Below are 26,335 nucleotides of genomic sequence, written 5' to 3' on the forward strand. Positions count from 1 at the left end.
GACGGGAGCCCCCTCCCGTCCGGCCCCGCCGTCGTCGTCCCCGGGGCGGGCCCGGGCCCGCCCGTACACGCACGGCCCGCGGGCCCCGGACCAGGGCGGACACCTCCGGAGCGGCCCCGGTCCGGACCCGGTCCGGCCCCCCGGGCACCCACCGGGCGCCCCCGGCAAAATGATCTTCAAATCCCCTCCGCCCGGTCTCCCCAGTACCCCCGGATACCCCTAGGCTCAGGCCACATGACTGCAGCGATATCCGCCGACGGAATCCGTCAGCGGTACGGGGATGTGCAGGCCGTCGACGGGGTTTCCCTCACCGTCGAGGTCGGCGAGTTCTACGGGATCCTGGGCCCGAACGGCGCCGGGAAGACCACCACACTGGAGATTCTGGAAGGAATCCGCAAGCCCGACGAGGGCCGGATCGAACTGCTGGGGCTCGCGCCCTGGCCCCGCAATCCGAAACTGCTGCCGCGCATCGGCGTGCAGTTCCAGGCCTCGGCCTTCTTCAACAAACTGACGGCGCGGGAGACGATCCGCACCTTCGGTTCCTTCTACGGCGTCGGCCCCAAGCGGGCCGACGCGATGCTGGAGCGGGTGGGCCTCACCGAGTCGGCCGGGGTGATGACCGACAAGATGTCCGGCGGGCAGGCCCAGCGCCTCTCGATCGCCTGCGCGCTGGTCCACGACCCGGAGCTGGTCTTCCTGGACGAGCCCACCACCGGCCTCGACCCGCAGGCCCGCCGCAACCTCTGGGACCTCCTGCGGGACATCAACGCCGAGGGCCGCACGGTCGTGCTGACCACCCACTACCTGGACGAGGCCGAGGTGCTCTGCGACCGCGTCTCGGTGATGGACCGCGGCAGGGTGCTGCGCACCGGCGCACCGGCCGCCCTGGTGCGCGAGATCGACGACACCGTGCGGATCAGCGTGGAGTCCGGGCTGCTGACCGTCGAGCGGGCCCGCGAACTGCTCGCGGCGACGGGCGCCGAGATCGCCTCGGTCGAGGACGACGGCGTCTCGCTCTCCGTCTCCACCCGCCTCCCGGCCCCGGTGCTCTCCGTGCTGGCCGAGCAGAACGCGCTGCGCGGACTCGAAGTCCGCGGCGCCACCCTGGAGGACGTCTTCCTCCAGCTCACCGGACGGGAGTACCGCGCATGAGCGCCGAACGCACGCGGGGCGCGACCGTTCCCGCCCAGCGCACCCCCGGCACCCCGGGCGCGACCGACGGGCAGCCGGAGCGCGAGCGGGTCAGCGCGTTCGCCAGCCTCTCCCGGGTGATGGTGGTCGCCTTCCTGCGGGACCGCACCGCCGTCTTCTTCGTGATCCTCTTCCCGCTGATGTTCCTGATGCTGTTCGGCACCCTGTTCAAGGGCGCGTCCAGCCCGCACGCCAAGGTGGCGCAGGTCGGCGCCGTCCAGGTGCTCGACTCGGTGCAGGGCGACGGCCGGGCCGCGCTGGAGAAGGTCCTCACCATCAGCCGGAGCGAGGACGAGGCCGGCGCGCTGGAGAAGGTCCGCAAGGGCGACCTGGACGCGATGATCAAGGAGGGCCCGGACGGCAGGGTCGTGCTGCGCTTCAGCGCCGCCGACCAGGTCCGCGCCGGCTCCGTCCAGGGCATCGTCAACTCGGTCGTCCAGCAGGCCAACCAGGCCGCCGGCGGCAAGCCGGCGATCTTCGTCCTGGACGCCGGCCAGGTCGAGGACAACGCGCTGAAGCCGATCCAGTTCCTCACCCCCGGCCTGCTGGGCTGGGCGGTGGCCACCGGTGCGGTGTTCGGCGCCTCGCTGACCCTGGTGTCCTGGCGGCAGAAGAAGGTGCTGCGCCGGCTGCGGCTGGCCCCGGTGAGCGCCGGATCGATCGTGGCGTCCCGGATCGCCGTCTCGGTGCTGACGGCCCTGGTCCAGACGACCGTCTTCCTGGTCGTCGCCACCCTGCCGTTCTTCGGGCTGAAGCTCACCGGCGACTGGTGGCTGATCATCCCGCTGGTGGTCTGCGCGACGATCGCCTTCATGTCGATCGGCCTGCTGGCCGGGTCGCTGGCCAAGACCGAGGAGGCGGCCAACGGCATCTCGCAGATCATCGTGCTGCCGATGTCGTTCCTGTCCGGCTCGTTCTTCCCGACCGACTCCATGCCCGGCTGGCTGAAGGCGATCTCCGAGGCGCTGCCGCTGAAGCACCTGGTCACCGCGGCCCAGTCGGTACTCTCCCGGGGCGGCGGCGTGATGGACGCGCTGCCCACCATGGGCGGGCTGCTGGCGTTCGCCGCCGTGCTCACCGCGATCGCCTGGCGGTTCTTCCGCTGGGAGGACGTCTGAGCCGACTCCTGACGGCGGCGGGGTCGTACACCCGTGGTCCTGGTCCCCAGGTCCCGGTGTACGGCCCCGCCGCCGTCTGCGACCATGGTCGGGTGAAAGAGATCCGGCGTGGCACGCTCAGCGAGGAGACCTTCTTCGAACAGGTCGGCGGCGAGCCGACCTTCCGGCGGCTGGTGCACCGGTTCTACGAGGGCGTCGCGCAGGACGAGTTGCTGCGGCCGATGTACCCCGAGGAGGACCTCGGCCCGGCCGAGGAGCGGCTCACCCTCTTCCTGATGCAGTACTGGGGCGGCCCGCGCACCTACAGCGAGCAGCGCGGTCACCCGCGGCTGCGGATGCGCCACGTGCCGTTCACGGTGGACCGCGCGGCGCACGACGCCTGGCTCAAGCACATGCGGGTGGCGGTGGACGAACTGGCGCTGCCGGCCGACGCCGAGCGCCAGCTCTGGGACTACCTCACCTACGCCGCCGCCTCGATGGTCAACACCGCGGGCTGAACCCGCCCGCGACCGGGCCGCCGTGCCACCGACCGTCCGGGGTCCGGTCGGGTCGCGGCCGGTCGCCGCCGTCCGTTCGCTGCCGCCCGTTCGGTGCCGCCCGGCAACCGCGTGCGGTGACCGCCGGGCCCGGTCCGCCGCTAGCGCATCGGGCTGAGACCCAGCCCGGCACCGGGCGCGGCCGCCGTGCGGACCGCCACCGACCCCGCCGGGGCGCTCAGCCGCAGCCAGCCGCCGGCGCGGTGCACGGTCAGCGGCGCCCCCGGCTTCAGGAAGCCGATCACATAGGCCGCGTGCGCGGCACGCAGCGGCAGCTCGGGCAGCGCCGTCACCGGCCGGGACCAGATCTCGTCGGCCAGCCCGTCCAGGACCGCACGGGTCCGGTGGTGGACCGGCACGGCCTCGCTGCGCTCGCGGAACTCCCGCACCCCCGCCATCAGTTCCGGGTACACCTCGATCACCGGCGGCTCGCCGACCAGGCGCCAGCCGGAGCGCGGCGGCAGCAGGCCGGCCCAGGCCGGGCCGGTGACGGGCGCGGGCAGCGCCACGGTGTTCGCCGCGCCGTCCAGGCCGTCCAGCAGCTGCCCCGCCGAGACCGTGCGGTCCGCCGGGCCGACCAGCTCGGCCAGCCGTGCGGTGCGGACGGCCAGCGCGCCGGAACTGCCCAGCGGCAGCCGGCCGAAGACGGCCAGCACGCCGTCGCCGCCGGCCTGTCGGGCCACCGCCTGCAGACGCACCGCGGCCGCCCGGTCGAAGCGCAGCAGACGGACCAGGAAGGCGCCCAGATCGGCGGCCTCCCCGGCGTCGGCGAGGGCGAGGGAGGCGGTGACGGTCAACGCGCTTCAGCTCGAATCCGTGTATCGGTGACAGGTGGTGGTGCGGGCCGGGGCTCAGGCCGCCGCGACGGCCGGCTCCTCGTCCCTGCTCGGCTCGTCCGTGAAGCGGCCCAGGAACTCGCGCTCCACCGGACTGATCCGGCGCGGACGGCCCTCGACCAGGTCGTAGGGGACGACCACGGTGGACGCCCGGACGTACACCGTCTCGGTGCCGTCCTCGGCGGTGTCCTTGATCTCGTACGAGACGGTCAGCGAGGCACCGCCGATCTTGGTCACCCAGGTCTCGATGGTGACCGGCTCGGGCCGGTGCACCAGCGGACGCTTGTAGTCGATCTCGTGGCGGGCCACCACGGAGCCGCCCGCGAACTCCCCGGCACCGGCCGCGGCGGCCTGGGTGAACATGAAGTCGATCCGGGCCTCCTCCAGGTAGCGCAGGAAGACCACGTTGTTGACGTGCCCGAAGGCGTCCATGTCGGACCAACGCAGCGGACAGGCGTAGATGTGGCGTGCCACGGGAGTTCTCCTCGACGTCCGGTGACCCGCCGGAGGGCATCGGCGGCGGGCCGCGGCCCGGCAGGCCGCCCCGGAGGGCAGTCTGCCGGGCCGATGTGACAGCTGGGTGTCAGCCTCGGGTCAGCTTCTTGTAGGTGGCCCGGTGCGGACGGGCGGCGTCGGCGCCCAGCCGCTCGATCTTGTTCTTCTCGTACGACTCGAAGTTGCCCTCGAACCAGAACCACTTGCTCTCGCCCTCGTAGGCGAGGATGTGGGTGGCCACTCGGTCCAGGAACCAGCGGTCGTGGGAGATGACCACGGCGCAGCCGGGGAACTCCAGCAGCGCGTTCTCCAGCGAGGACAGGGTCTCGACGTCGAGGTCGTTGGTCGGCTCGTCGAGGAGCAGCAGGTTGCCGCCCTGCTTGAGGGTGAGCGCCAGGTTCAGGCGGTTGCGCTCACCACCGGAGAGCACGCCTGCCGGCTTCTGCTGGTCCGGGCCCTTGAAGCCGAACGCCGACACGTAGGCGCGGGACGGCATCTCGACCTGGCCGACGTTGATCCAGTCCAGACCGTCGGAGACGACCTCCCAGAGGGTCTTCTTCGGGTCGATGTTGGCCCGGCTCTGGTCGACGTAGCTGATCTTGACGGTCTCGCCGACCTTGACGGTGCCGGAGTCCGGGGTCTCCATGTCCTGCAGCATCTTGAACAGCGTGGTCTTGCCGGCGCCGTTGGGGCCGATGATGCCGACGATGCCGTTGCGCGGCAGGGTGAAGCTCAGGTCGTCGATCAGGACCTTCTCACCGAAGGCCTTGTTGAGGTTCTCGACCTCGATGACGATGCTGCCCAGGCGCGGGCCCGGCGGGATCTGGATCTCCTCGAAGTCCAGCTTCCGCATCTTGTCCGCCTCGGCCGCCATCTCCTCGTAGCGGGCCAGACGCGCCTTGGACTTCGCCTGACGGCCCTTGGCGTTGGAGCGGACCCACTCCAGCTCCTCCCGGAGCCGCTTGGCGCGCTTGGCGTCCTTCTGGCCCTCGACCTTGAGGCGCGACTGCTTGCTCTCCAGGTAGGTGGAGTAGTTGCCCTCGTAGCCGATCGCGCGGCCGCGGTCGAGCTCCAGGATCCAGCCGGCCACGTTGTCCAGGAAGTACCGGTCGTGGGTGACGGCGACGACGGTGCCGGCGTACTTGGCCAGGTGCTGCTCCAGCCAGTTCACCGACTCGGCGTCCAGGTGGTTGGTGGGCTCGTCGAGCAGCAGCAGGTCGGGGGCCTCCAGCAGCAGCTTGCAGAGCGCCACGCGACGCTTCTCGCCACCGGAGAGCTTGGTGACCGGCCAGTCACCGGGCGGGCAGCCCAGCGCGTCCATGGCCTGCTCCAGCTGGGCTTCGAGGTCCCAGGCGTTGGCGTGGTCCAGGTCCTCCTGGAGCTTGCCCATCTCGTCGAGCAGCGCGTCCGAGTAGTCGGTGGCCATCAGCTCGGCGATCTCGTTGAAGCGGTTGAGCTTCCCCTTGATCTCCTTGACGCCGTCCTCGACGTTCTCCAGAACGGTCTTGGTCTCGTCGAGCGGCGGCTCCTGGAGCAGCATGCCGACGGTGAACCCGGGCGAGAGGAAGGCGTCGCCGTTGGAGGGCTGCTCCAGGCCGGCCATCATCTTCAGCACGGTGGACTTGCCCGCGCCGTTGGGGCCCACGACGCCGATCTTCGCCCCGGGGAGGAAGCTGAGCGTCACGTCGTCAAGGATGACCTTGTCTCCGTGCGCCTTGCGCACCTTGCGCATCGTGTAGATGTATTCCGCCACGTGAGATCGCTCCGGCGTCGTCGGGTCGTTATTCGTCTTGCAGCCTTCCATTGTGCCGCACCCGGCCGGAAGCCCGAACCGCCGGCCTTGCCCCACCGGGGTATCCGCCCCGGACCGCCCGCCCGGGCCGGCCACCCCCGGACGCACCGCGGCCCGGCTCCCCGCAACGGGTGCGGGGAACCGGGCCGGGTGGTCGGCGCCCGCCGCGGACGGCGGGCGCCTCTCACGTCACCGCGTCGGCACTCTGGTGCCTCGGCGCTTCGGCGAAGCGGTACTTCGGTGATGCGGTACTTCGGTTACTGCCGTACTTCGGCTACCTCGCGGCGGCAGTGCCTCAGGCGGCGCTGCGACCGTGGCGACCGCGGCGGCGCAGGACGAAGACCGCGGCACCGCCGGCCACGACCAGACCACCGGCGACGGCGGCGAGCACCGGAGTGGCGTCGTTACCACCGGTGGCGGCCAGGCCGCCCGTGGTGCCCGGGGCCGGGCTGCTGGCCGCCGGAGCCGGGTGCGCGGTCGAGGCGGACGGGGCGACGGTCGGCGCACCGGTCGTCGGCGTCGCGCTCGTCGGCGCACCGCTCGGGGTCGGGGTGGCCGAGGCGCTCTTGCTGGCCGACGGGCCGGCGGTCGGCGTGGTCACGCTGGTGACCTTGCAGTCCAGGACGCCCTTGAACTCCTTGGAGAAACCGTTCGGGCCGGTGACGGTGATCGCGTAGGCGGTGTCCTCGGCGACCGGGACCACGACGCTCTCGCTCTTGCCCGGCTGGACGGTGACCGTCTTGCCCGGCTGGACGGTCACGGTGGCCGCCTCGTCACCGCCGTTGGTGACGTTGACGCGGACGCCGTTGGCGTCGCACTCGACCTGGGCGTTGCTGTCGAGCAGCGCGCCCTTGCCGGCCTTCCAGGCGGCCTTGGCCGCGTCCACCACGCTGAGCTTGGTGGAGCCGGCCAGGATCATGGTCTGGCTGTGCTTCTCGGGGGTGTAGCCCTTGCTCAGGAAGACCCGGCCGTTGGGCACCACGGTCTCGGCCGAGGCCGTCACGGTGGCCGTGCCGTCCGGGGTGCCGGCCGGAACATCCAGGAACAGCTGGGTGTCCTTGGCGACCGGACCGGTCAGACCGGTGACCGGCTTGCCGTCCTTGTCGACCAGCTTGACCTTGTCCCCGGCGTCACCGGAGAGCGCGAGCTTCACCTCGGAGGCGCTGGAGTTGATGGTGAACGGACCGAGCTTGCCGCCCGGCTTGCCCGACACCGAGTCCGGGGTGAGGCTCAGCGAGGGCTTGGGCTCGGCGGCGATGCCCTTGTTGCTGTCGCTGACCAGGTAGTCGCGCAGCTTCTTGGCCTGCGCGTCCACCGGGGTGGCGTTCTTGCCGTCGGAGAACTTCCAGATCGCTGCCTGGGTGCCCGCGGCGGCGTCGTCGGCGGTGAGCTCGCCCTCCTTGATGCCGGCCGCGTCGGCCAGCTTCTTGAGGTCGGTGACCTGCGGGTAGGAGTTCTCCAGGATCCAACGGATCTTGGCGGCGTCCTGAGCCTTCTCCTTACGGCCGAGCGAGCTCGACTTCCAGTCCGACTCCTTGTACTCGACCCCGCTCGTGATGTCGACCGGGTGGTCGATGTCGATGCAGTACGTACGGAGCACGCCGTTGGCCGTCTTGAGGGTGAACAGACCACCCTGAACGGAGTGACCGCCCTCGATGGCGATCTCCTCGCTCTGCATGGTCGGCTGGATCACCGCCGTGACGCCCGCACCCGGCGCGTCGGCCGCGGCCGCCGCACCGGCCGCGAACAGGCCCCCGCCCAGCGCTACGCTGGTCGTGAGCATGACAGTGGTTATGCGCGGAAGACTCCGCCCCTGCCTCTGGAACATCTGGGATCCCTCCGGGCCGGGCCGCACCGATGGGCAGCCCGCCGTGCATTGCTGCGCCCCCTGTGGCGCCGCTGCATGTGTGTGAACCAGACGAATCCTATTGAGCCGCGGAGGCCCGCAAACCCCCATGCGAAATCAGGACGATTCCGTATCTGTATCGTTATCAATGCTCCCATCATCCACACAAGCTGACGATCAGCCAGAAACTTTGGATCTTTCACTTAACCGATCCGATGATTGCGTGTGCGGTGCAACAACCGTCTCGATCAACATATTTGTCGACAGTTTGGGCCACTGACGGTCAACCCGAAGGCGCCGGCTCGCCACCCCCCGTTCCCGCGTCGTCCATCCGCGCACCCGGCACCGCGCCCGCCGACACGGGTGCCACCAAGGGGCCCACCGACACCTTCCGCGCCTGCAGTGCGTCCGCGATCCAACCCGGCACGGCATCTCCCACGGCCACCTCCCGACCTCCCGACGACTCGCCCCGCGACCCCGCGCTCCAGGTGAAGACGGCGGTGCCGCGACTGAGATCGTGCCCGACCGATCGGGCGTCGATCTCGACTCTGCTGCGCCGCGCCTCCCCCTCCGTCCACTCCCGCACCCGCAGCCGACCGCTCACCACCACCGGATCGCCCTTCGACAGCGAGCCGGTCAGATGGCCCGCCAGCGCCCGCCAGGCCGTCACCGTCACCCACTGCGTCTCGCCGTCCACCCAGCCCTCCCGCAGCCGGTCGTAGCGGCGCTCGGTCGACGCCAGCCGGAAGTTGGCCACCGCCACCCCGTCGGCCGTCCGGGTGCAGCTCACCTCGGTCGCGACATTGCCGATCACCGTCACCTGGGTCTCGTTCACAGAACACGCTCCGTTCTCTGCGATGCACCGTACGGAATCAACCGGCGCGAGTTGAGAGTGCACTTCCCGGGAAATGCGCACCAGGGAGATCGGAAATCCTGTGGACAACTCGGCCCTGTGGAAAACCGGTGTCACTCACAGGGGTGAATTTCGGCCCTTCCAGTCCTACTTTCAGCCTGCCCTCTGCGCGGCCATGACAACAAACGCCCGACTTCCCGCCCCAGCGGCGCACCCCCAGGGGTGGCTTGCCCGGACGTCGGCCCACGTCATCCGACCGAACGAACCCGAATACGGCCCCCCACCCGCGCCGACCGGGGTACTTTCTCCGTGCCGAATCCATAACGGGTGGGGCGGCAGCCCCGTAACGAGTGCACAACGTCCGGCGCCGAAGAGCGCCAGACCGCTGCACGCACGGCCTTCACCTGCGATTATCGGACCGCTCCACCGAAGCCGACACACCCGCGACGGTGCCGTTACACCCGGCCGAGGATCTGGACACCCTTATCCTGTCCCCGACAGGGCAAGGCCCCGCCCACCCCCACCCCACCCTCAGGCACGGGGCCGGACAGCGGGCGCCCCGCGCGCTCGTCGCCCGATCCCGGCAACGGTCACGCCCATCAGGGCGCCGTCCGTCCCGCCCCCATAGCTCAGCGGATAGAGCACCCGCCTTCTAAGCGGTAGGTCGCAGGTTCGAATCCTGCTGGGGGCACCGCGCCCGAATTCCCGCAGGCCACGCCGCCGGTGAGGGCTAAGCACGACCGCCCCGCCGGGGAATTCCGGACACCGAACGCACAGAACCCGTGACAATGCGTGTCATGGCTGCGCCGAAAACGGGCCCGCCGGAAACACCGGTACGAACCGGCCGTACGGCCCGGACGGGAAACAACGGTCCGAACGGAAACAACGGGCGAATCAGACAATGCCGCCCGCGGTCGCCCGCACCCCGCCGCTCGGGCCGGTGCCGTTCGCCCGGCCCCGCAGGCCCCCGCCGCACCCGTCCGCCCCGCCACTCAGGCCCCCGCCGCACCCGTCCACCCCGCCCCGGTCAGTCCCGCCAGGTAGGCGTCCAGCATGACCGTCTGCCGCTCGGGCGGGAACTCCCCCGGCGCGAACAGCGCCTGCACGACCAGCCCCAGCGCGAAGGCCTGCGCCCCCGCCGCGAGCTGTTCGGCCGGCACGTCGCCCGGCAGCTCCCCGAGCCGCTGCGCGTCGGCCACCGACGCGGTCAGCAGCGCCCGCGCCCGTCCGTACCGCGCCGCGTGCGCGGTGGCCAGCTCCGGGTCGGCCAGCGCCACGTCCCAGGAGCCGACCCAGATCCGGTTGCCGGCCGCGGCCGGCCCGTCCAGCGGGAGGATGTCGAGCAGCGCCGCCCGCAGCCGGGGCAGCCCGGCGGGCGGCGGCGGGCTGCCGTCCCCCGGGGCGATCCGGCGCGGCCGCTCCTGGGAGCGCCGGTCCAGGACGTCGAGGGCGTGCGCCACGAGCGCCCGCTTGTTGGGGAAGTAGTGCGTCAACAGCCCGGTGGAGGAACCCATTTCGGCGGCCACGGCGCGCAGCGTCAGCCCCTCGAAGCCCCGCGCGGACAACACCCGCCAGACCGCCTCGGAAACATCGCGACGTCGGGCTTCATGGTCTCCCCGGGCTGGTGTCATGGGCGCTATGGTACCTACCAAACGTTTGTTATGTATGTGGGGGCGACCGGCCCGGCCGGACCCACCGCCCCGCCCACAGCCCCACCCCCGAAAGGCCCGCCGATGCTCGCCGTCCCGCTCGCCGACCATGCCGAGCTGCGTCCCCTGGAACCGTGGCAGGCCGCCGAGTTCCTGGCCAACATGGACCGCTCCCGCGCCCATCTGAAGCCGTGGATCAGCTGGGCCGACCGCTCCACCGACCTGGAGTCGGCCCGCGCCACCCTGCAGGGCTACGCCGACCGGCAGGCCGCCGACGCCGCCCGCCTGTACGGGATCTGGCTGGACGGCACACTGGTCGGCGGCACGATGTTCGTGACCTTCAGCACTGCCACCGGCATCGCCGAGATCGGGGTCTGGACGGAGCCCGCCGGCGAGGGCCGGGGTCTGGTCGCCGCCGCCGTCCGCCACCTGATCGACTACGCGTTCACCACCCGCGGCCTGCACCGGATCGAGTGGCACACCAGCCCGGCGAACATCCGCAGCCGGTCGCTCGCCCAGCGGCTGGGCATGCGGCTCGACGGCACGATGCGGGAGTCGTACCTCGCCAACGGCGTGTACCAGGACTCCGAGATCTGGTCGCTGCTCGCGCGCGAGTGGCAGCCCACCCCCTGACGCCCGCGGGCCCGGCGGACAGCCGTCCGCCGGGCCCCGCTCCCCCGCTCCCCCGCTCCCCCGCTCCCGCTCAGGCGGCGAGCACCTGCCGCTCCGGCAGCGGCTCGGCCACCGGTCGCGGCCGGAGCCGCAGCGCGAGCACCAGGGCCAGCGCCATCACCCCGGCCGCCGTGAAGAACACCACGTCCACCGCGTCGATGAAGCTGTGCACGGCGTGGACCCGGGCCGCGCCGGTCAGACCGCCCACCGCACCGAGCGCGGTGCCGGGCTCGCCGCTGTCGAAGGCCCGTGCCAGCACGGTGCCGAAGAACGCGGCACCCAGCGCGCTGCCGAGCGTCTGGAAGAACCGGATGCCCGTGGTGGCGACCCCCAACTGATGGACCGGAGCGGCCTCCTGGACGACACCGATGAGGTGGCCGATCAGCTGGCCGAGACCGATGCCGAGCAGGGCGAGTTCGGCCCGCACCAGCCAGAGCGAGGTGTCCGGGCCGCTCAGCCCGAGCAGCAGCAGAGCCGCCGTGGCGCAGGCCGAGCCGGAGACCAGGACCGCGCGCACCGACCAGCCCCGCGCGGTCAGCCGGTCGACCACGAGCCCGACCGCCGTCATGCCGAGCGCCATCGGGATCAGGTAGAGGCTGGCCGAGGTCGCGACGACCCCCCGGGCCACCTGCAGGTACAGCATCACGTACATGATCGCGCCCATCAGACCCATGCCGACCAGCCCCTGCACCGCGAAGCCGATCCGGATCTCCGGGACGCGGAAGAGCGAGAGCGGCAGTACCGGCTCCGCGGCGGTGGCCTGGCGCCACAGGAAGAGGCCGAGGGCGGCGAGGGTGCCGGCGGCCAGGGCGAGGAGTTCGGGGGAGGTCCAGGCGTAGGTCTTGCCGCCCCACTCGGTCACCAGCAGCAGCCCCGTGGCGAACGCGGCCGCGAGGGCGGCCCCGGGGAAGTCCAGACCGCGCCGGCCGGCCGAGCGCGGGAGCTTGAGCAGTACGGCGGAGCCGACCAGGACGAGCAGGCCGAGCGGCAGGTTGACGTAGAAGATCCAGCGCCAGTCGAGGTGGTCCGCCAGCAGCGCGCCGATCAGCGGGCCGACGGCCATCCCGGCACCGCCGACCAGCCCGCCCATGCCGCCTCCGCCGCCCTTCGCCTCCCCCGGGTCCTTGAGCTGCGCCATCACCACCATCGTCACGCTCATCAGCCCGCCGCCGCCGATGCCCTGGACGGCCCGGAAGGCGATCAGCTGGGTCATCGACTGCGCCGCTCCGCAGAGTGCCGAGCCGATCAGGAAGACGCCGACCGCCCCGAGCAGCGCCCGCTTGGCGCCGTACACGTCGCAGAGCTTGCCGTAGAGCGGCAGCAGCGCCGTCGCCGCCAGCGCGAAGGCGCTGACCAGCCAGGGCAGCCGGTCGACGCCGTGGACCGGGTCGAGGTCCCGGACGATCGGCACGGTGGCGGCCGACACGATGTTCATGTCGAGCACCGCCAGGATGATCGTGATCAGGCAGAGCAGCATGCCCAGCTTGCGCTGGGGCTCCGTCATCAGAGCTGCTGCCGGCGCGGTGGCGGCCATCGGAAGTCCCCCCGGGGATCGTGGAATTCGGGCGTTCGAAGGCGGGTCGACCCGTACCGGGGCGGTGCGGCTCGGCGGCCCGCCCTCACCATGGCAGGGATTTTTGACTCGGTCAATTCTTCGCCAGGGTCAACTCTTCATCCCGATCCATTATTCATCCTGGTCAATCTTTGATCCTGGTACAGTCGCGCCATGGCGAAGCGCACCGCGACCACCGACCCCGAAGCACCAGAGCCGGCCGACACGGCCCTGGGCCTGCGCGAGCGCAAGAAGCGCCAGACCGCCGTCCGGATCTGGCGCAGCGCGATCGGCTTGTTCGCCGAGCGGAGCTTCGACGAGGTCTCGGTCGCCGAGATCGCCGCCGCGGCCGAGGTCTCGAAGATGACCGTCTTCAACTACTTCCCCTCGAAGGAAGACCTGGTCATGGGCCCGATGGAGCAGCACACCGGCGAGGCCGCCGAGGTGATCCGCGACCGCGCCCCGGGCGTCTCGGCGGTGGCCGCGGTGCGCACGCGGTTCCTGGCCGCCCTGGAGCGGTTCGACCCGTCCACCGGCCTGAGCGACGACCGCTTCGTCCTCGACGTGGTCCGGCTGATCCACCGGACGCCCGCGCTGGCGCTGCGCGCCACCACCGGGTGGGGCGTCGCGGCCAACGAGCTGCTCACCACCGAGCTGCTCGCCCAGGACCCGGCCCGCGACCGGCTCACGGCCCGGGTCGCCGCCGCCCAACTGACCGGCGTGCGGCTGGCGCTGATCGACGAGAACCACCGCCGGATGCTGGCCGGCGAACGGGCCGCCGACGTCCTCCCGGAGGCCGTCGAGAACGCCCACCGCGGCTTCGCCCTGATCGAGCACGGCCTCGGCGACTACGGCACCCGGCCCGTCTGATCCACCCGCCCCGGGCCCGGCGGCCGACCTGGTGGCCGGGTCACCGGCCCCGTTCGCGGTCCGCCCGACCGGCCCGCGAGCGGGCCTGAGAGAGTGTCCGCACCACGACTTCCGGAGGTGCGCATGAACCAGCCGCCGCTCACGCGGGACCGCTCCCCCCTGCCCACCCGGGTCGACGGCCTCAACGCCTACACCGGTGAGGACGGCGTCGCGGTGCTGGAGTTCGACCGGCCGCACCGGCGCAACGCCGTCACCCTGGCGATCTGGCAGGCGCTGCCGAAGGTCCTGCTCCGGCTCGCCGAACACCCCGGGCTGCGGGCCCTGCTGGTGACCGGTGCCGGCGGCACCTTCAGCGCCGGCGCGGACATCGCCGAGATGGCGGAGATCTACGCCGACCCGGACCGCGCCGACGACTACCACGCCGCCAACGTCGCCGCCGAGGAGGCGCTGGCGGCCTTCCCGCACCCGACGGTCGCGGTGGTGCACGGTGCCTGTGTCGGCGGCGGCTGCCAGCTGGCCGTCGCCTGCGACCTGCGGTTCGTCGCCGAGGACGCCCGGCTGGGCATCACCCCGGCCAAGCTCGGCGTGGTCTACCGGGCGGTGCCGACCGTGCGGCTGGCCCGGCTGGTGGGCCCGTCCCGCGCCAAGTACCTGCTCTTCTCGGGCGAGTTGGTGACCGGCCGGGAGAGCGCCGTGACCGGTCTCGCCGACCGGGTCCTGCCGGGCGCCGAACTGGACGCCGCGGCCCTGGAGTTCGCCCGGCTGCTGACCACACGCTCGCCGCAGACGATCGGCGCGGTCAAGGCCGCGCTGGCCGTCCCGCCGGAGCGGGCCGCCGAGGCGCTGCGTCCCTGGGAGCTGCGGGCACGCGAGACCCCGGACATCCGCGAGGGCCTCGCGGCCTTCCTGGAGGGCCGCCCGCCCCGGTTCTGACCCCTCGCGCGGGGACCACTACGATCATCCGATCGAAAGTCCAGCCGAGCCGCCAGGAGCACCCCGCGCGATGACCGCACCGACGAGCACCACGATCTGGGCCCGCCGGGTCACCGACGGCGTCGAGCCGAAGAACGTGATCATCGCGATGCTGCCGCTGCTGGGCGTGCTGCGCTACGGCTGGGAAGGACTCGGCTGGGCCGCGTTCGCCGCACTGTTCGCGGCCGTCGTACCGACCCTGTTCATCCGGCGCGGCATCCGCAAGGGCACCCTGGAGGACCGGCACGTCGGCCACCGGCAGCGGCGGCTGACGGTGATCCCGTTCATCATGGGATCGGTGCTGATCAGCTTCGCGGTGATGCTCCGGCTGGACGCGCCGGCCGACCTGACCGCCATGGTGCTGGCGATGTTCGCCTCGCTGATCCCGATCCTGGTGATCACCGTCTGGTGGAAGGTCTCGGTGCACACCGCGGTGGCGAGCGGCGCGGTGGTCTGCCTGGCCGTCGCGCTCGGCCCCTGGTGGCTGCTGCTCGGCCCGCTGGTCGCGCTGATCGCCTGGTCCCGGGTGGTGCTGCGGGACCACACCACCGCGCAGACCGCGGTCGGCGCGGTGGTGGGCGCCCTCACCGCCGGTCTCACCTTCTGGGCGGCCCGCTAGGGACCGCCGCGGGCTCAGCCCGACCCGCGCGCTCAGCGGATCGGCATCCCCGAGATCGCGCGGGCGATCACCAGCCGCTGGATCTCACTGGTGCCCTCGAAGATCGAGTAGATCGCGCTGTCCCGGTGCATCCGCTCGACCGGGTACTCGCGGGTGAAGCCGTTGCCCCCGAGGATCTGCATCGCCTGCGCGGTGACCCACTTGGCGGTCTCACCGGCGTGGAGCTTGGACATCGAGCCCTCGGCCGCGGTGAACGGCCGGTTGTTCGCCGCCATCCAGGAGGCCCGCCAGACCAGCAGCCGCGAGGCGTCGATCCGGGTCCTCATGTCCGCGAGCTGGAAGGCCACGCCCTGGTTGTCGATGATCGGGCGGCCGAACTGCACCCGGGTCCTGGCGTAGTCCAGCGCCACCTCGTACGCGGCCCGGGCGATCCCGATCGCCTGCGCCCCGACGGCCGGCCGGGAGGCCTCGAAGGTGGCCATCGCCGCGTTGCCCCGGCCGCCGCGCGCGGCCCCCTCGCGGGCCCGGGCCAGCCGCTCGTCCAGCTTCTCCTTGCCGCCGAGCAGACAGTGCCCGGGCAGCCGGACGTCGTCCAGGACCACCTCGGCGGTGTGCGAGGCGCGGATTCCGTGCTTCTTGAACTTCTGGCCCTGGCTGAGCCCGGGCGTGCCCGGCGGCACCACGAAGGAAGCCTGTCCGCGCGCGCCGAGCGCCGGGTCGACGGTGGCCACCACCACGTGGACGGCGGCGATCCCGCCGTTGGTCGCCCAGGTCTTGGTGCCGTTCAGCACCCACTCGTCCTTGGCCCCGTCGTAGACGGCCTTGGTGCGCAGCGCGGAGACGTCGGAGCCGGCGTCCGGCTCGGAGGAGCAGAACGCGGCCACCTTGACGTCGTCCGGGGTACCGAACATCTGCGGCGCCCAGGTGCCGATCTGCTCCTCGGTGCCGTTGGCCAGCACGGCGACGGCGGCCAGCGTGGTGCCGACGATGGACAGGCCGATGCCCGCGTCGCCCCAGAACAGCTCCTCCATGGCGATCGGGATCCCCACGCCGGAGGGGTCGAAGAACTGCTGGGCGTAGAAGTCCAGCGAGTAGATCCCGAGCTTGGCGGCCTCCTGGATGACCGGCCAGGGGGTCTCCTCGCGCTCGTCCCACTCGGCGGCGGCGGGGCGCATCACCTCGGCGGCGAAACCGTGCAGCCAGTCGCGTACGGCGAGCTGGTCCGCGCCCGGGTCCAGCGAGAACGTGCTCATGATGCCTCCGGTCGAAGGGGCCCCCGCCGCCGGTGGCGGGCGCGGGGGCGGGCTGAAGCGGTGTCGGACAGGTGTTACCGGGGGTAACATCGCGGGGAGTCTGCTACTCATAGGTAGGAATGTCAACGTCCGCCACCCGGCGGAGCCGCGGCGCGCCCACCCCGCACTCCGCACCACCCGCACCACCACCCCGCCCCGCACCACCGCCCGCACACCGCACGCCCCCTCCCGCAGCCGGAACCCCGTCGGCCAGACCCGCCAGGAGCCCTCATGCCGCCCGCCGACGAACCCCGCCGGGAGCAGCTGCTCAACGCCGCCGACCGGGTGGTCCAGCGGGAGGGCCCGGGCGCCAGCATGAACGCCATCGCCGCCGAGGCCGGGATCACCAAGCCGATCCTGTACCGCCACTTCGGCGACCGGACCGGCCTGATCCGGGCGCTGACCGAGCGCCACACCAGCGGGCTGCTGGCCGCCGTGCGGGCCGCGCTGAGCGAACCGCTGGAGCGCCGCGACCGCGTCGAGCACGTGCTGGACACCTACCTCGCCGGCATCGAGGCCCGTCCGCAGGTCTACCGGCTGCTGACCCACCCCGAGCCGGGCGACCCGTCCGGGGTCGGCAACGCGCTCGCCCCGGCGCTGCGCCAGATCGCCGAGGAGATCACCCGGGCCGTCCAGACCCAGGTCGACCTCGGGGCCGACCGTGAACTCCTCGCCGAGGCCTGGGGCCGGGGCATCACCGGCATGGTGCTGGCGGCCGGGGACTGGTGGCTGGAATCCAGACCCTGCTCGCGCACCCGGATGGTACAGGCGCTCGCCGACCTGCTCTGGGGCCGGCTGGCGGCCGCCGCCGACCTGCCGACCGCCGCCCTGCCCGCCCCCGCCACGGACCTACCGCCGGCCTGAACCCTTGTGCGGTACACGGCGATCCGGGCATCATCGGGCCCCACCCCCGCTCCGCGAGATCCCGCGAGGTCCCGATGCGCCTGCGCCGCACCGCCGTTGCCCTCCTGCTCGCCACCACCGCCGCCCTGACCGCCCCGACCTCCGCGTCCGCGACGGCGTCAGCGCGCCCGGACCGCCCCGGGGTCCAGGCCCCGAACAGCGCCGTGCCCCGCACCCCGGCCGGCACCGAGGACAGCGCCGAGGACAGCAGCCACGACCGCGGCCGGACCGCCCGGGCCGGGTTCCCCACCGCCACCGCCACCGCCCCGGACGGCACCACCGACCTCACCGACGCCACCGGCCGCCGGCTCCGGCTCCGCGGCTTCAACCTCGACAAGTACGCCGAGACCACCGAGCAGGACATCGCGTCGCTGGCCGCCCAGGGCTTCACACTGATCCGGGTGGCCGTCTCCTGGACCAGGCTGGAGCCCACCCGAGGCCACCTCGACCCGGCCGAACTGCGCCGCCTGAACCAGGTGCTCGACCGGGCCGACCGCCACCGGGTACTGGCCCTGGTCGACTTCCACCAGGACGTCTACGGGCCGAAGTACGGCGGCGGCGACCGCGGCATCCCGCTCTGGGCCACCCGCGACGACGGCCTGCCGTTCACCCCGGACCCGGACGACTGGTTCGCCGGCTACTTCCAGCCCGCCGTCCAGGCGGCCTTCCGCCACCTCTACGACGACCCGGACCTGCGCGCCTGGCAGGCCGACTTCTACACCCGGCTGGCCCGCCAACTGCGCGACCACCCCTCGCTCCTGGGCTACGACCTGTTCAACGAGCCGTTCGGACCGGTGGACGGCGACCCGACCGACCCGGCCGTGCTCGCCGCCGCCTCCGCCGCCCTCGAACAGGGCCGCCTCGCCGACATGTACCGCCGGCTGATCCGGGCCGTGCGCCGGGTGGACTCCCGCGCCTGGCTGTTCGTGGAGCCGACCGTGCTGGTCGGCCAGGGCGTGCCCACCCGGCTGCCCGGCTTCACCGACCCGCGCCCCGGCGCGTCCCGGCTCGGCTACGCGCCGCACTTCTACGACACCGCCGTCGAGAACGGCGCCGACTGGGACCCGGCCGGCGGCTTCGTCGAGAACTACACCGCCGCGATCACCGCCTACCCCGCCGCCCACCACCTGCCGGTCCTGGTCGGCGAGTGGGGCCCGCCGAACGCGCGGACCCCGGGCAACACCCAGCTGGTCCGCCGTCAGGTCGCCGCCATGGACGGCTTCGCCGCCGGCTGGGCGATGTGGTACTGGTGCCGGGGCGACGGCGGCTACTGCGCGCTCGACCCGGCCGGCCGGCCCGCCCCCGGCGCCGAACCGGCCTTCGGCCCCTACCCGGTGTCGGTCGCCGGGACGGCCGTGCGCACCGGCCCGGCCCCGGGCGGCCACCTCGTGCGGTGGTCCGCCGACGGCACCGACCGGAGCACCGAACTGGTGTTGCCCGCCACGGCGTTCCCCGCCGGCGCGCGGATCGCCGTCACCCCGGCGGGCGCCCGGGTCGAGCTCGACCAGCCGGCCGACGGCCGGGCCGGCACCGCCCGGATCCGCCTGCCGCACAGCCGCCCGGGCACCCCGGTCACGGTGACCCTCACCCCCCGCTGAGGCCCGGTGCCGCGCCCCGCCGGAGCCCGCCACCGGGCCCGGCGGGGGCGGGCCCCCGCTACGCCAGACCGCGGCGGGCCAGCAGCGGACCGGTCCGCGGGTCGCGCCCGACCACCGCTCGGAAGGAGTCCAGCGGGTCCCGGCTGTCCCCGCGCGACAGCAGCTCGCGGCGGAACACCTCGCCGCTCTCCCGCACGCTCCGGCCGTTCTCCGCGAACCAGTCCACCGTCTCGGCGTCCAGCACCTCGGACCAGATGTACGCGTAGTAGCCCGCGCTGTACCCGCCGGCGAAGATGTGCGAGAAGTACGCCGTCCGGTAGCGCGGCGGGATCGCCGCCACCGCGATCCCGGCCTTCGCCAGCGCCCGCGCCTCGAACTCCTCGGCGTCCGCGATCTCCTGGCCCGGCGGCACGGTGTGCCAGGCCAGGTCGAGCAGCGTCGCCGCCAGGTACTCGACGGTCCGGTGACCCTGTCCGAAGGCCTCCGCCGCCGCCATCCGCCCGACCAGTTCGGCCGGCAGCGGCTCGCCGGTCACATGGTGCTTGGCGTAGTTGGCCAGCACCTCGGGCCGGACCATCCACATCTCGTTGACCTGCGAGGGGAACTCCACGAAGTCCCGCGGCACGTCCGTCCCGGCGAAGTACGGGTAGCGCACGTCGGAGAAGAGCCCGTGCAGCGCGTGGCCGAACTCGTGGAACAGCGTGCGCACCTCGTCCCAGGAGAGCAGCACCGGCTCGCCCGGCGCCGGGCGGGGCACGTTCAGGTTGTTCATCACCACCGGGCGCCGGCCCAGCAACCGCGACTGGGTGACCAGTTCGTCCATCCACGCGCCGCCGCGCTTGGACGCGCGGGCGTGGAAGTCCCCCAGGAACAGGCCGAGCGAACCGCCGTCCTCCTCGAACACCTCGAAGACCCGCACGTCCGGGTGGTACGCGGTGAGGTCCGGACGCTCGGTGAAGGTCACCCCGTACGCCAGGTTGGCGGCGAAGAAGACGCCGTCGCGCAGCACCCGCTCCAGCTCGAACCAGGGACGCAGCGCCGCCGCGTCCACCCGGTACGAGGACTGCCGGACCAGTTCCGCGTAGTACGCCCAGTCGTGCGCGGCGATCTCCTCGATCCCGTCGGCGGCCGCCGCCCCGGCCAGCTCCACCGCCTCCCGCCGCGCGTTGGCCACCGCCGGCGGCACCAACCGGGCCAGCAGCGCGTCGACCGCCTCGACCGTGCCGGCCGTCTCGTCCGCCACCACGTAGGCCGCGTGCGTGTCGTACCCGAGCAGCCGGGCCCGCTCGGCGCGCAGCGCGGACATCCGGATCGCCAGCGGGCCGTTGGTCCGCGCCGCGCGGCCCAGCGAGGCCGCCAACAGGCGCTCGCGCACCGAGCGGTCGGTGAGGAAGGCCAGCTCGGTCTGGTTGGAGAAGTTCTTCAGGCTCAGCACGTACTTGCCGTCGTGCCCGAGCGCCCGGGCGTTCTCGGCCGCGCCGGCGATCGCGTCCGGCGAGAGCCCGGCCAGCTCCGCCGCGGAGTCCAGCACCAGCGCCCGCGCCTTCGAGTCCGCCGACACGTGGCGACGGAACGCCGACGCGCCGGCGGCCAGTTCGGCGTTCAGCTCGCGCAGCCGCCGCTGATCGGCGGCGCCGAGCCGGGCACCGGCCCGGACGAAGGCGGTGTGCCGCCGTTCCAGCAGGCGCAGCGACTCGTCGTCCAGGCCGAGCCCGGACCGCCGCCCGTACAGCTCCTCGATCCGGGCGAACAGCGCGGCGTCCAGGTGGATCGCGTCCCGGTGCGCCGCCAGCCGCGGGCTGATCTCGGCGTCCACGCCGTCCACGCCGGGCGTGGTGTCCGAGGAGACCTGGTTGTCGAAGACCGCGCCGACCCGCTTCAGCAGCGCGCCCGAGCGCTCCAGCGCGATCAGGGTGTTGTCGAAGCTCGGCGGCTCCGGGTTGGCGGCGATCTCGGCGATCTCGGCGAGCTGCTCGGCCATCCCGCGCTCGAACGCGGGCAGGTAGTGCTCTTCCCGGATCTCGGCGAAGGGGGGCAGTTCGTAGACCAGGGTGCTGGGCCTGAAGAACGGGTTCTCGGTCATTTCGCCGACCCTACGCCGTGGCAACGGCCCGGCGAACGCCCCCGGCCGGGCGGGTGGCGCACGGCCCGGACAGCGGCGCACCCGCCGGTACGCGCGCCTACGCCGGTTGTCGTACCCACCGGTTACGGTCGAGGTCCGCAGCCCGTACGCACGAGAGGAGGAGCCCCCGGTGGCACCCCGGATCGCCCTCGTCCCCGACCCGCACGGCCCGGGTGGGCGGTTGCAGTCCCTCGACGACGACGGCGCGCCGCTCGGCCCGCCCACCGCCGTGGCGGACCTCGCGGCCGCCGTCGCCGAGCGGGAGGCCGCCGAACACCCCCGCTGGGTCTGGGCGGCCACCGACAGCGCCTACGCGCCCCTGCTCCCCCGGCTGCCCGAGCGGCTCGCCCGCTGCCACGACCTGCGGCTGGTCGAGGCCCTGCTGCTGGGACAGGAGGGCCGGTTCGGCGCGCCCCGCTCGCTCGGCGCCGCCTGGGCCCGGTTGAGCGGGCTGCCCGTCCCGGCCGACCTGCCGGAGCCCGGCGGCGCGGAGGCCGGGGACGGCCAGGACACCCTGTTCGCCCCCGACCGGCTCCAACTGCCGCCCGGGGCCGACGCCCTGGCCGCCGTGGCAGCCGTGCACGCCGAGCAGCAGCGCCGGCTCGCCGCGATCACCGACCCGGGCGCCCGCTCCCGGTTCCGGCTGCTGGTCGCCGCCGAGTCGGCCGGCGCGCTGGTGGCCGCCGAGATGGCCCACGACGGCCTGCCCTGGCGCACCGACATCCACGACCGGCTGCTCACCGAGCTGCTCGGCCCCCGTCCGACCGTTCCCGGTACCCAGCCCAGGCGGCTCGCCGAGCTGTCCGTCGAGCTCCAGGACGCCCTCGGCGGCCGGCCGTTCAACCCCGACTCGCACAGCCAGGTGCTGCGCGCCTTCGCCGACCGGGGCGTCCAGCTCGGCTCCACCCGGTCCTGGGAGCTGAAGGCGGTGGACCACCCGGCCGCCGCGCTGATGGTCCGCTACAAGGAGCTCGCCCGGATCCACGCCGCGCACGGCTGGGCCTGGCAGGACGCCTGGGCCCGCGCCGGCCGGTTCCGCCCCGAGTACGTGGTCGGCGGTGTGGTCTCCGGCCGCTGGGCCAGCCGGGGCGGCGGCGCGCTGCAGATCCCGCGCATCCTGCGCCGCGCCGTCGTCGCCGACCCCGGGTGGCTGCTCGTGGTCGCCGACGCCGCCCAGTTGGAGCCGCGGGTGCTGGCCGCGCTCTCCCAGGACGCCGCGCTGGCCCGCACCGCCGCCGCCGGCGACCTGTACGAGGCGCTGGCCGCCTCCGCGTTCCAGGGGGACCGCGACAAGGCCAAACTCGGCCTGCTCGGCGCCATGTACGGCCAGACCGGCGGGGACATCGGCCCGCTCCTCGCCACCCTGCGCCGCCGCTACCCGGCCGCCATGGGCTACGTCGAGGCGGCCGCCCGGACCGGCGAGGACGGCGGCGTGGTCGCCTCCCGGCTGGGCCGGGTCTGCCCGCCGCCCTCCGCCGACTGGCTCGACCTCACCGAGGCTCCGGAGACGGCGGGGGACGCCGGCGGCCGCTCGGCGCGCGCCCGGGGCCGCTTCACCCGCAACTTCGTGATCCAGGCCAGTGCGGCGGACTGGGCGCTCGCCCTGCTCGCGGCGCTGCGCCGGCGGCTGGGCGCGCTGCCCGCCACCGACCCGGCCGACCGGCCGCACCTGGTGTTCTTCCAGCACGACGAGGTGGTGGTGCACACCCCGGCGAACCTGGCGGACCAGGTGGCCGCCGCCGTCGCCGAGGCGGCCGACGAGGCCCGCCGGCTGGTGTTCGGGGACACTCCGGTCCGGTTCCCGCTCACCACCGCCGTGGTGGACTGCTACGCCGACGCCAAGTAGCCGCCGCCGGGCCCGGACGGGGCGCCGCGGCTGCCACCGGCTACAGCTTGCGGAACGCCCGGGCGTCCTCGGCGGCCGCGGCCACCTCGGTGACGGCCGCCCCGGTGGACGCCGTCACCGCGGCCGCGACCGCGCCCTCCACGAACGGCGCGTCCACCAGCACCACCCCGGGGCGCGGCTCGTCCTCCAGCAGCGCGACGGCGGTCAGCACCGAGCTGCCGAGGTCCGCCAGGACCACCGCGCCCGCCCCGCCGTCCGCCTCCGCGACGGCCCGGGCGATCAGGTCGTAGCTCGTCCCGAGCCCGCCGTCCTCGGTGCCGGCCGCCACCACCACCCGTACCGCGTCCGAGGCGAGTTCCGCCAGCAACTCCCGCAGCCCGGCGGCGAGCCGCGCGCTGTGCGAGACCAGGACGATGCCCACGTAGTCGCTCATACCGCCGACCCTACGACCGCTCCGGGGCCGCGCGGGAGTGGGCCGCCCGGCCCCGCGTGTCGTCCCGCGTCCCGCCCGCGGGCGTGTCGCGCCCCGTGCCGGCCACCCCCGTCTGGCGTAGCGTCGGGTCAGCACCGTCTGCCGAGGGAGCGAAGCGCCGTGAAGAAGCTGATCAATACCCCGGAGAGCGTCCTGGAGGACGCCTTGGCCGGAGTCGCCGCCGCCCACCCGGAGTTGACGGTGGATGTCGCGAACCGGGTGATCACCCGCGCGGTCCGCCCGGGCGCGTCGAAGGTCGCGCTGGTGTCCGGCGGCGGCTCCGGCCACGAGCCGCTGCACGGCGGTTTCGTCGGCCCGGGCATGCTGGACGCCGCCTGTCCCGGCGAGGTGTTCACCTCCCCCGTACCGGACCAGATGCTGGCCGCCGCCAAGGCCGTGGACTCCGGCGCCGGGGTGGTCTTCGTCGTGAAGAACTACACCGGCGACGTGATGAACTTCGAGCTCGCCGCCGAACTGGCCGCCGAGGAGGGCATCGAGGTCCGCACCGTGCTCGTCGACGACGATGTCGCGGTCGAGGACTCGACCTGGACGGCCGGCCGGCGGGGCACCGGCGCGACCGTGCTGGTGGAGAAGATCGCCGGCGCGCTGGCCGAACGCGGCGCCGGGCTGGACGAGGTGGCCGCCGTGGGCGCGGAGGTCAACGCCGCCTCCCGGTCGTTCGCGATCGCGCTGACCGCCGCGACCACCCCGGCCGCCGGCAAGCCCGGTTTCGACCTGCCGGAGGACGAGATCGAGGTCGGCGTCGGCATCCACGGCGAGCCCGGCCGCCGCCGCGAGAAGCTCCGCCCGGCCCGCGAGCTCGCCGCCGAGGTGGTGGAGACCGTGCTCGCCGACCACCGGCTGACCGCCGGCGACGAGGTGATCGCCCTGCTGAACGGCCTCGGCGCCACCCCCCTGCTGGAGCTGTACATCGTCTACGGCGAGGTCAGCGCCCGGTTGGCCGAGCGCGGCATCACGGTGGCCCGCAATCTGGTCGGGAACTACGTGACCAGCCTGGACATGGCGGGCTTCTCGCTCACCCTGACCAAGGCCGACGCCCGGCTGCTGGACCTCTGGGACGCCCCGGTGGACACCCCCGCGCTCAAGCGGGCCTGACGGAGGAGGAACGGTCATGGAGTTCGACACCGCGCTGGCCGAGGCCTGGGTACGCGCGATCGCGGTCGCGGTCGAGAAGGAACAGGGGCGGCTCACCGAGCTGGACTCCGCGATCGGGGACGGCGACCACGGCAGCAACCTGCGGCGCGGCTTCACCGCCGTGCTCACCGCGCTGGACGCGCTCGCCCCCGACAGCCCCGGGGCGGTGCTGACCAAGGTCGGCGGCACGCTGATCTCCAAGGTCGGCGGGGCCTCCGGCCCGCTGTACGGGAAGGCCTTCCGCGCCCTGGGCGCCGCCCTGCCCGGACCGGCCGGCCCGGCCGCGTTCGGCGAGGCGCTGGCCGAGGGGCTGCGGGCGGTCCAGGCCCTCGGCAAGGCCGAGCCGGGCGACAAGACCATCCTGGACGCCTGGGCGCCGGCCCTGGCCGCGTACCGCGAGGCGGTGGCGGCGGGCGCCGACCTGCCGCGGGCCGCCGGGGCCGCGGCGGACGCCGCCGAGCAGGGTGCGCTGGCGACGGTGCCGCTCCAGGCGCGCAAGGGCCGCGCCTCCTACCTCGGCCCGCGCAGCGTCGGCCACCAGGACCCGGGCGCCACCTCCACCGCCCTGCTCTTCCGCGCCCTCGCGGAGGTGACCGCCGAAGCGCGGGGCTAGACCGGCCCTCCCGCCCTACTGGTCCGTCCGGGTGATCAGCAGCAGCAGCGCGTCGTCCCGCAGCTCCCCGCCGGTGTGCTCCAGCAGGTCGGCGTAGACCCGGCCGACCGCCGCCTCCAGCTCCGCCGCGGAGCGGGCCGCGCCCCGGACCAGTGGGCCGACCCGCTCCGCCAGCGGATAGAAGTCGCCGTTCGCGCGGTGCCGGGCCTCGATCACGCCGTCGGTGCAGAGCACCAGCACGTCCTCGGGGCCGAACGGCTGGTCCCAGCTGGCCGGCTCCCCGACCGCCAGCCGCCCCAGGCCGAGCGGCACCCAGGGGTCGGGCGCGTTCAGCACGTGCGCCCCGCCGCCCTGGTCCACCCGGATCGGCGGGACGTGCCCGTACTGCAGCAGCTCCATCACCCCCGGGGTGCGGAACTCGGCGAACAGCGCGGTGGTGAACTCACCGTCGGGGGCGTGCCGCTCGACACTGGCCTCGATCCGGGCCGCGACCCCGCGCAGCCCGGCCTCGTCGTAGGCGGCCTCGCGGAAGGACCCGAGCACCACGGCGGCGGTCTGCACCGCGCCGAGCCCCTTGCCCCGGACGTCCCCGACCGCCACGCGGGTGCCGTGCGGGGTCTCCAGCACCGAATAGAGGTCCCCTCCGATCCGGGAGGCGTCGGCGGCCGACACGTACCGCACCGCGAGGTGCAGCGGGCCGACCACCGGCCCCGGCAGCCGCAGCAGCGCCCGCTGGGCGGCCTCCGCGACGGAGCTGACGGCCGCGAACGCGGCGGCCCGGCGCATGCGGATCTTGGCCACCCAGGCGGAGAACACGGTGAGCAGCAGGTAGCTGATCATCGCGCCGTAGAGGAAGCGCTCGTCGTTGACGTTGTCGACCTCGTCGTAGTGACTGAGGCCGAACACCGTGAACAGGCCGAGCAGGCAGACCGTCAGCAGTTCGAGCGGCCGCAGGGTGAGCGCGGCGATGGTGGGCACGACCGTCATCAGCGGCGCGAGGTAGCGGTCCTTGCCGGAGAGCAGGTCGGCGAGCCCGACCAGCAGGATCGCGACCAGCGCGGGGCTGGCCCGGCGCCAGAACGGCACGTCCTGGAGGTCGGCCGCCAGCAGCGCGCCACGCCGCCGCGCCGGCGGCAGTCCCGTGGCGGTGGGGACCGCGGGCGACTGGGCTCGGCGGATCGGGAACACCTTTCGAACATAACGGACGACCAGCGCCGCCACCCCCGCACCGGGGGCCGGTGGGCCGACCCGCGCCCGCCGCACTGGGCCAATCGGTACCGAAATGACCGATTTGTCATACAGTGCGACCAAAGCGGCTACACAAGGGAGGCCA

At 73.5% G+C, this 26,335-nt stretch carries 23 protein-coding genes and 1 tRNA gene; 13 read left to right on the forward strand and 11 right to left on the reverse strand.

All coding sequences use genetic code 11. The features are described 5' to 3' along the window. The first annotated feature begins 234 nt into the window (after window positions 1-234). The 3 genes from ACFXHB_RS35295 to ACFXHB_RS35305 all read left to right on the forward strand — a co-directional run bounded on the left by ACFXHB_RS35295 (window position 235) and on the right by ACFXHB_RS35305 (window position 2,806). A complete protein-coding gene (locus ACFXHB_RS35295; protein ID WP_380579474.1) occupies window positions 235-1,152 on the forward strand; it encodes an ATP-binding cassette domain-containing protein in 918 nt (305 codons plus the stop codon). Beyond that, window positions 1,149-2,309, forward strand: a complete 1,161-nt coding sequence (locus tag ACFXHB_RS35300; RefSeq protein WP_380579476.1) for an ABC transporter permease — start codon at window positions 1,149-1,151, stop codon at window positions 2,307-2,309. The genes ACFXHB_RS35295 and ACFXHB_RS35300 overlap by 4 nt, the downstream gene beginning before the upstream one ends. Before the next feature lie 92 nt (window positions 2,310-2,401). Next, window positions 2,402-2,806 (forward strand): globin, encoded by a 405-nt coding sequence (locus tag ACFXHB_RS35305; RefSeq protein WP_380579479.1) that lies wholly within the window; start codon window positions 2,402-2,404, stop codon window positions 2,804-2,806. Between the two features lie 140 nt (window positions 2,807-2,946). Here the strand turns inward: ACFXHB_RS35305 and ACFXHB_RS35310 are convergent, their stop codons facing one another. The 5 genes from ACFXHB_RS35310 to ACFXHB_RS35330 all read right to left on the reverse strand — a co-directional run bounded on the left by ACFXHB_RS35310 (window position 2,947) and on the right by ACFXHB_RS35330 (window position 8,649). After that, window positions 2,947-3,642 carry a hypothetical protein gene (locus tag ACFXHB_RS35310; RefSeq protein ID WP_380579481.1) on the reverse strand — a complete coding sequence of 232 codons (696 nt, stop codon included), beginning with the start codon at window positions 3,640-3,642 and terminating at the stop codon, window positions 2,947-2,949. 54 nt (window positions 3,643-3,696) lie between these two features. After that, window positions 3,697-4,155: an acyl-CoA thioesterase gene (locus ACFXHB_RS35315; protein ID WP_380579483.1), complete on the reverse strand. Its 459-nt coding sequence runs from the start codon at window positions 4,153-4,155 to the stop codon at window positions 3,697-3,699. Window positions 4,156-4,264: 109 nt separating this feature from the next. Then, window positions 4,265-5,929: an energy-dependent translational throttle protein EttA gene (ettA, locus tag ACFXHB_RS35320; RefSeq protein WP_352293832.1), complete on the reverse strand. Its 1,665-nt coding sequence runs from the start codon at window positions 5,927-5,929 to the stop codon at window positions 4,265-4,267. Between the two features lie 334 nt (window positions 5,930-6,263). After that, complete coding sequence (locus ACFXHB_RS35325; protein ID WP_380579485.1) at window positions 6,264-7,751, reverse strand: Cys-Gln thioester bond-forming surface protein; 1,488 nt, start codon at window positions 7,749-7,751, stop codon at window positions 6,264-6,266. 346 nt (window positions 7,752-8,097) lie between these two features. Next, window positions 8,098-8,649, reverse strand: coding sequence for a single-stranded DNA-binding protein (locus tag ACFXHB_RS35330; RefSeq protein ID WP_380579487.1), 552 nt, complete (start codon window positions 8,647-8,649; stop codon window positions 8,098-8,100). 636 nt (window positions 8,650-9,285) lie between these two features. Here ACFXHB_RS35330 and ACFXHB_RS35335 point away from each other — a divergent pair. Continuing rightward, window positions 9,286-9,358, forward strand: a tRNA-Arg gene (locus ACFXHB_RS35335). Between the two features lie 301 nt (window positions 9,359-9,659). On the opposite strand, the gene ACFXHB_RS35340 is transcribed toward ACFXHB_RS35335, so the two are convergent. Next, window positions 9,660-10,298, reverse strand: coding sequence for a TetR/AcrR family transcriptional regulator (locus tag ACFXHB_RS35340; protein ID WP_380579489.1), 639 nt, complete (start codon window positions 10,296-10,298; stop codon window positions 9,660-9,662). A 102-nt stretch (window positions 10,299-10,400) separates the two neighbouring features. Here ACFXHB_RS35340 and ACFXHB_RS35345 point away from each other — a divergent pair, with 102 nt between their 5' ends. Next, window positions 10,401-10,949, forward strand: coding sequence for a GNAT family N-acetyltransferase (locus ACFXHB_RS35345; RefSeq protein ID WP_380579491.1), 549 nt, complete (start codon window positions 10,401-10,403; stop codon window positions 10,947-10,949). A gap of 70 nt (window positions 10,950-11,019) precedes the next feature. On the opposite strand, the gene ACFXHB_RS35350 is transcribed toward ACFXHB_RS35345, so the two are convergent. Beyond that, window positions 11,020-12,492, reverse strand: a complete 1,473-nt coding sequence (locus ACFXHB_RS35350; protein WP_380579493.1) for an MFS transporter — start codon at window positions 12,490-12,492, stop codon at window positions 11,020-11,022. 222 nt (window positions 12,493-12,714) lie between these two features. On the opposite strand from ACFXHB_RS35350, the gene ACFXHB_RS35355 reads away from it, so the two are divergent. The 3 genes from ACFXHB_RS35355 (at window position 12,715) to ACFXHB_RS35365 (ending at window position 15,001) form a co-directional block, all read left to right on the forward strand. Beyond that, window positions 12,715-13,410, forward strand: coding sequence for a TetR/AcrR family transcriptional regulator (locus ACFXHB_RS35355; protein ID WP_380579495.1), 696 nt, complete (start codon window positions 12,715-12,717; stop codon window positions 13,408-13,410). 123 nt (window positions 13,411-13,533) lie between these two features. Continuing rightward, window positions 13,534-14,343, forward strand: coding sequence for an enoyl-CoA hydratase/isomerase family protein (locus tag ACFXHB_RS35360; RefSeq protein WP_380579497.1), 810 nt, complete (start codon window positions 13,534-13,536; stop codon window positions 14,341-14,343). A 70-nt stretch (window positions 14,344-14,413) separates the two neighbouring features. Then, window positions 14,414-15,001, forward strand: a complete 588-nt coding sequence (locus tag ACFXHB_RS35365) for a hypothetical protein (RefSeq protein ID WP_380579499.1) — start codon at window positions 14,414-14,416, stop codon at window positions 14,999-15,001. Window positions 15,002-15,033: 32 nt separating this feature from the next. Here the strand turns inward: ACFXHB_RS35365 and ACFXHB_RS35370 are convergent, their stop codons facing one another. Next, window positions 15,034-16,254 (reverse strand): acyl-CoA dehydrogenase family protein, encoded by a 1,221-nt coding sequence (locus ACFXHB_RS35370; RefSeq protein WP_380579502.1) that lies wholly within the window; start codon window positions 16,252-16,254, stop codon window positions 15,034-15,036. A gap of 270 nt (window positions 16,255-16,524) precedes the next feature. Between ACFXHB_RS35370 and ACFXHB_RS35375 the strand changes: the two genes are divergently transcribed. Both ACFXHB_RS35375 and ACFXHB_RS35380 read left to right on the forward strand, forming a co-directional pair. Further along, complete coding sequence (locus ACFXHB_RS35375; RefSeq protein WP_380579504.1) at window positions 16,525-17,157, forward strand: TetR family transcriptional regulator; 633 nt, start codon at window positions 16,525-16,527, stop codon at window positions 17,155-17,157. 74 nt (window positions 17,158-17,231) lie between these two features. Further along, window positions 17,232-18,794: a cellulase family glycosylhydrolase gene (locus ACFXHB_RS35380; protein WP_380579506.1), complete on the forward strand. Its 1,563-nt coding sequence runs from the start codon at window positions 17,232-17,234 to the stop codon at window positions 18,792-18,794. 58 nt (window positions 18,795-18,852) lie between these two features. On the opposite strand, the gene ACFXHB_RS35385 is transcribed toward ACFXHB_RS35380, so the two are convergent. Continuing rightward, window positions 18,853-20,877 carry a M3 family metallopeptidase gene (locus ACFXHB_RS35385; RefSeq protein ID WP_380579508.1) on the reverse strand — a complete coding sequence of 675 codons (2,025 nt, stop codon included), beginning with the start codon at window positions 20,875-20,877 and terminating at the stop codon, window positions 18,853-18,855. 169 nt (window positions 20,878-21,046) lie between these two features. Between ACFXHB_RS35385 and ACFXHB_RS35390 the strand changes: the two genes are divergently transcribed. Next, entirely contained in the window at window positions 21,047-22,762 is a 1,716-nt protein-coding gene (locus ACFXHB_RS35390; RefSeq protein ID WP_380579510.1) for a bifunctional 3'-5' exonuclease/DNA polymerase, read from the forward strand. 40 nt (window positions 22,763-22,802) lie between these two features. Here ACFXHB_RS35390 and dhaM read toward each other — a convergent pair whose 3' ends face one another. Then, on the reverse strand, window positions 22,803-23,195 hold the full coding sequence (dhaM, locus tag ACFXHB_RS35395) for a dihydroxyacetone kinase phosphoryl donor subunit DhaM (protein WP_380579512.1): 393 nt from the start codon (window positions 23,193-23,195) through the stop codon (window positions 22,803-22,805). Window positions 23,196-23,354: 159 nt separating this feature from the next. Here dhaM and dhaK point away from each other — a divergent pair, with 159 nt between their 5' ends. Together dhaK and dhaL are read left to right on the forward strand one after the other, a co-directional pair. After that, window positions 23,355-24,350 carry a dihydroxyacetone kinase subunit DhaK gene (dhaK, locus tag ACFXHB_RS35400; protein WP_380579514.1) on the forward strand — a complete coding sequence of 332 codons (996 nt, stop codon included), beginning with the start codon at window positions 23,355-23,357 and terminating at the stop codon, window positions 24,348-24,350. A gap of 16 nt (window positions 24,351-24,366) precedes the next feature. Beyond that, a complete protein-coding gene (gene dhaL / locus ACFXHB_RS35405; protein WP_380579516.1) occupies window positions 24,367-25,002 on the forward strand; it encodes a dihydroxyacetone kinase subunit DhaL in 636 nt (211 codons plus the stop codon). Between the two features lie 15 nt (window positions 25,003-25,017). Here the strand turns inward: dhaL and ACFXHB_RS35410 are convergent, their stop codons facing one another. After that, complete coding sequence (locus ACFXHB_RS35410; protein ID WP_380579518.1) at window positions 25,018-26,190, reverse strand: PP2C family protein-serine/threonine phosphatase; 1,173 nt, start codon at window positions 26,188-26,190, stop codon at window positions 25,018-25,020. Between the last annotated feature and the right edge of the window lie 145 nt (window positions 26,191-26,335).

Source organism: Kitasatospora sp. NPDC059327 (genome assembly GCF_042752535.1).
Lineage (GTDB): Bacteria > Actinomycetota > Actinomycetes > Streptomycetales > Streptomycetaceae > Kitasatospora.

Coding starts and splice junctions, on each gene's coding strand:
- ACFXHB_RS35295 (WP_380579474.1), top strand. CDS start 235: ATGACTGCAGCGATATCCGCCGACGGAATCCGTCAGCGGTACGGGGAT.
- ACFXHB_RS35300 (WP_380579476.1), top strand. CDS start 1,149: ATGAGCGCCGAACGCACGCGGGGCGCGACCGTTCCCGCCCAGCGCACC.
- ACFXHB_RS35325 (WP_380579485.1), bottom strand. CDS start 7,751: ATGCTCACGACCAGCGTAGCGCTGGGCGGGGGCCTGTTCGCGGCCGGT.
- ACFXHB_RS35340 (WP_380579489.1), bottom strand. CDS start 10,298: ATGACACCAGCCCGGGGAGACCATGAAGCCCGACGTCGCGATGTTTCC.
- ACFXHB_RS35345 (WP_380579491.1), top strand. CDS start 10,401: ATGCTCGCCGTCCCGCTCGCCGACCATGCCGAGCTGCGTCCCCTGGAA.
- ACFXHB_RS35350 (WP_380579493.1), bottom strand. CDS start 12,492: ATGACGGAGCCCCAGCGCAAGCTGGGCATGCTGCTCTGCCTGATCACG.
- ACFXHB_RS35355 (WP_380579495.1), top strand. CDS start 12,715: ATGGCGAAGCGCACCGCGACCACCGACCCCGAAGCACCAGAGCCGGCC.
- ACFXHB_RS35360 (WP_380579497.1), top strand. CDS start 13,534: ATGAACCAGCCGCCGCTCACGCGGGACCGCTCCCCCCTGCCCACCCGG.
- ACFXHB_RS35365 (WP_380579499.1), top strand. CDS start 14,414: ATGACCGCACCGACGAGCACCACGATCTGGGCCCGCCGGGTCACCGAC.
- ACFXHB_RS35370 (WP_380579502.1), bottom strand. CDS start 16,254: ATGAGCACGTTCTCGCTGGACCCGGGCGCGGACCAGCTCGCCGTACGC.
- ACFXHB_RS35375 (WP_380579504.1), top strand. CDS start 16,525: ATGCCGCCCGCCGACGAACCCCGCCGGGAGCAGCTGCTCAACGCCGCC.
- ACFXHB_RS35380 (WP_380579506.1), top strand. CDS start 17,232: ATGCGCCTGCGCCGCACCGCCGTTGCCCTCCTGCTCGCCACCACCGCC.
- ACFXHB_RS35385 (WP_380579508.1), bottom strand. CDS start 20,877: ATGACCGAGAACCCGTTCTTCAGGCCCAGCACCCTGGTCTACGAACTG.
- dhaM (WP_380579512.1), bottom strand. CDS start 23,195: ATGAGCGACTACGTGGGCATCGTCCTGGTCTCGCACAGCGCGCGGCTC.
- dhaL (WP_380579516.1), top strand. CDS start 24,367: ATGGAGTTCGACACCGCGCTGGCCGAGGCCTGGGTACGCGCGATCGCG.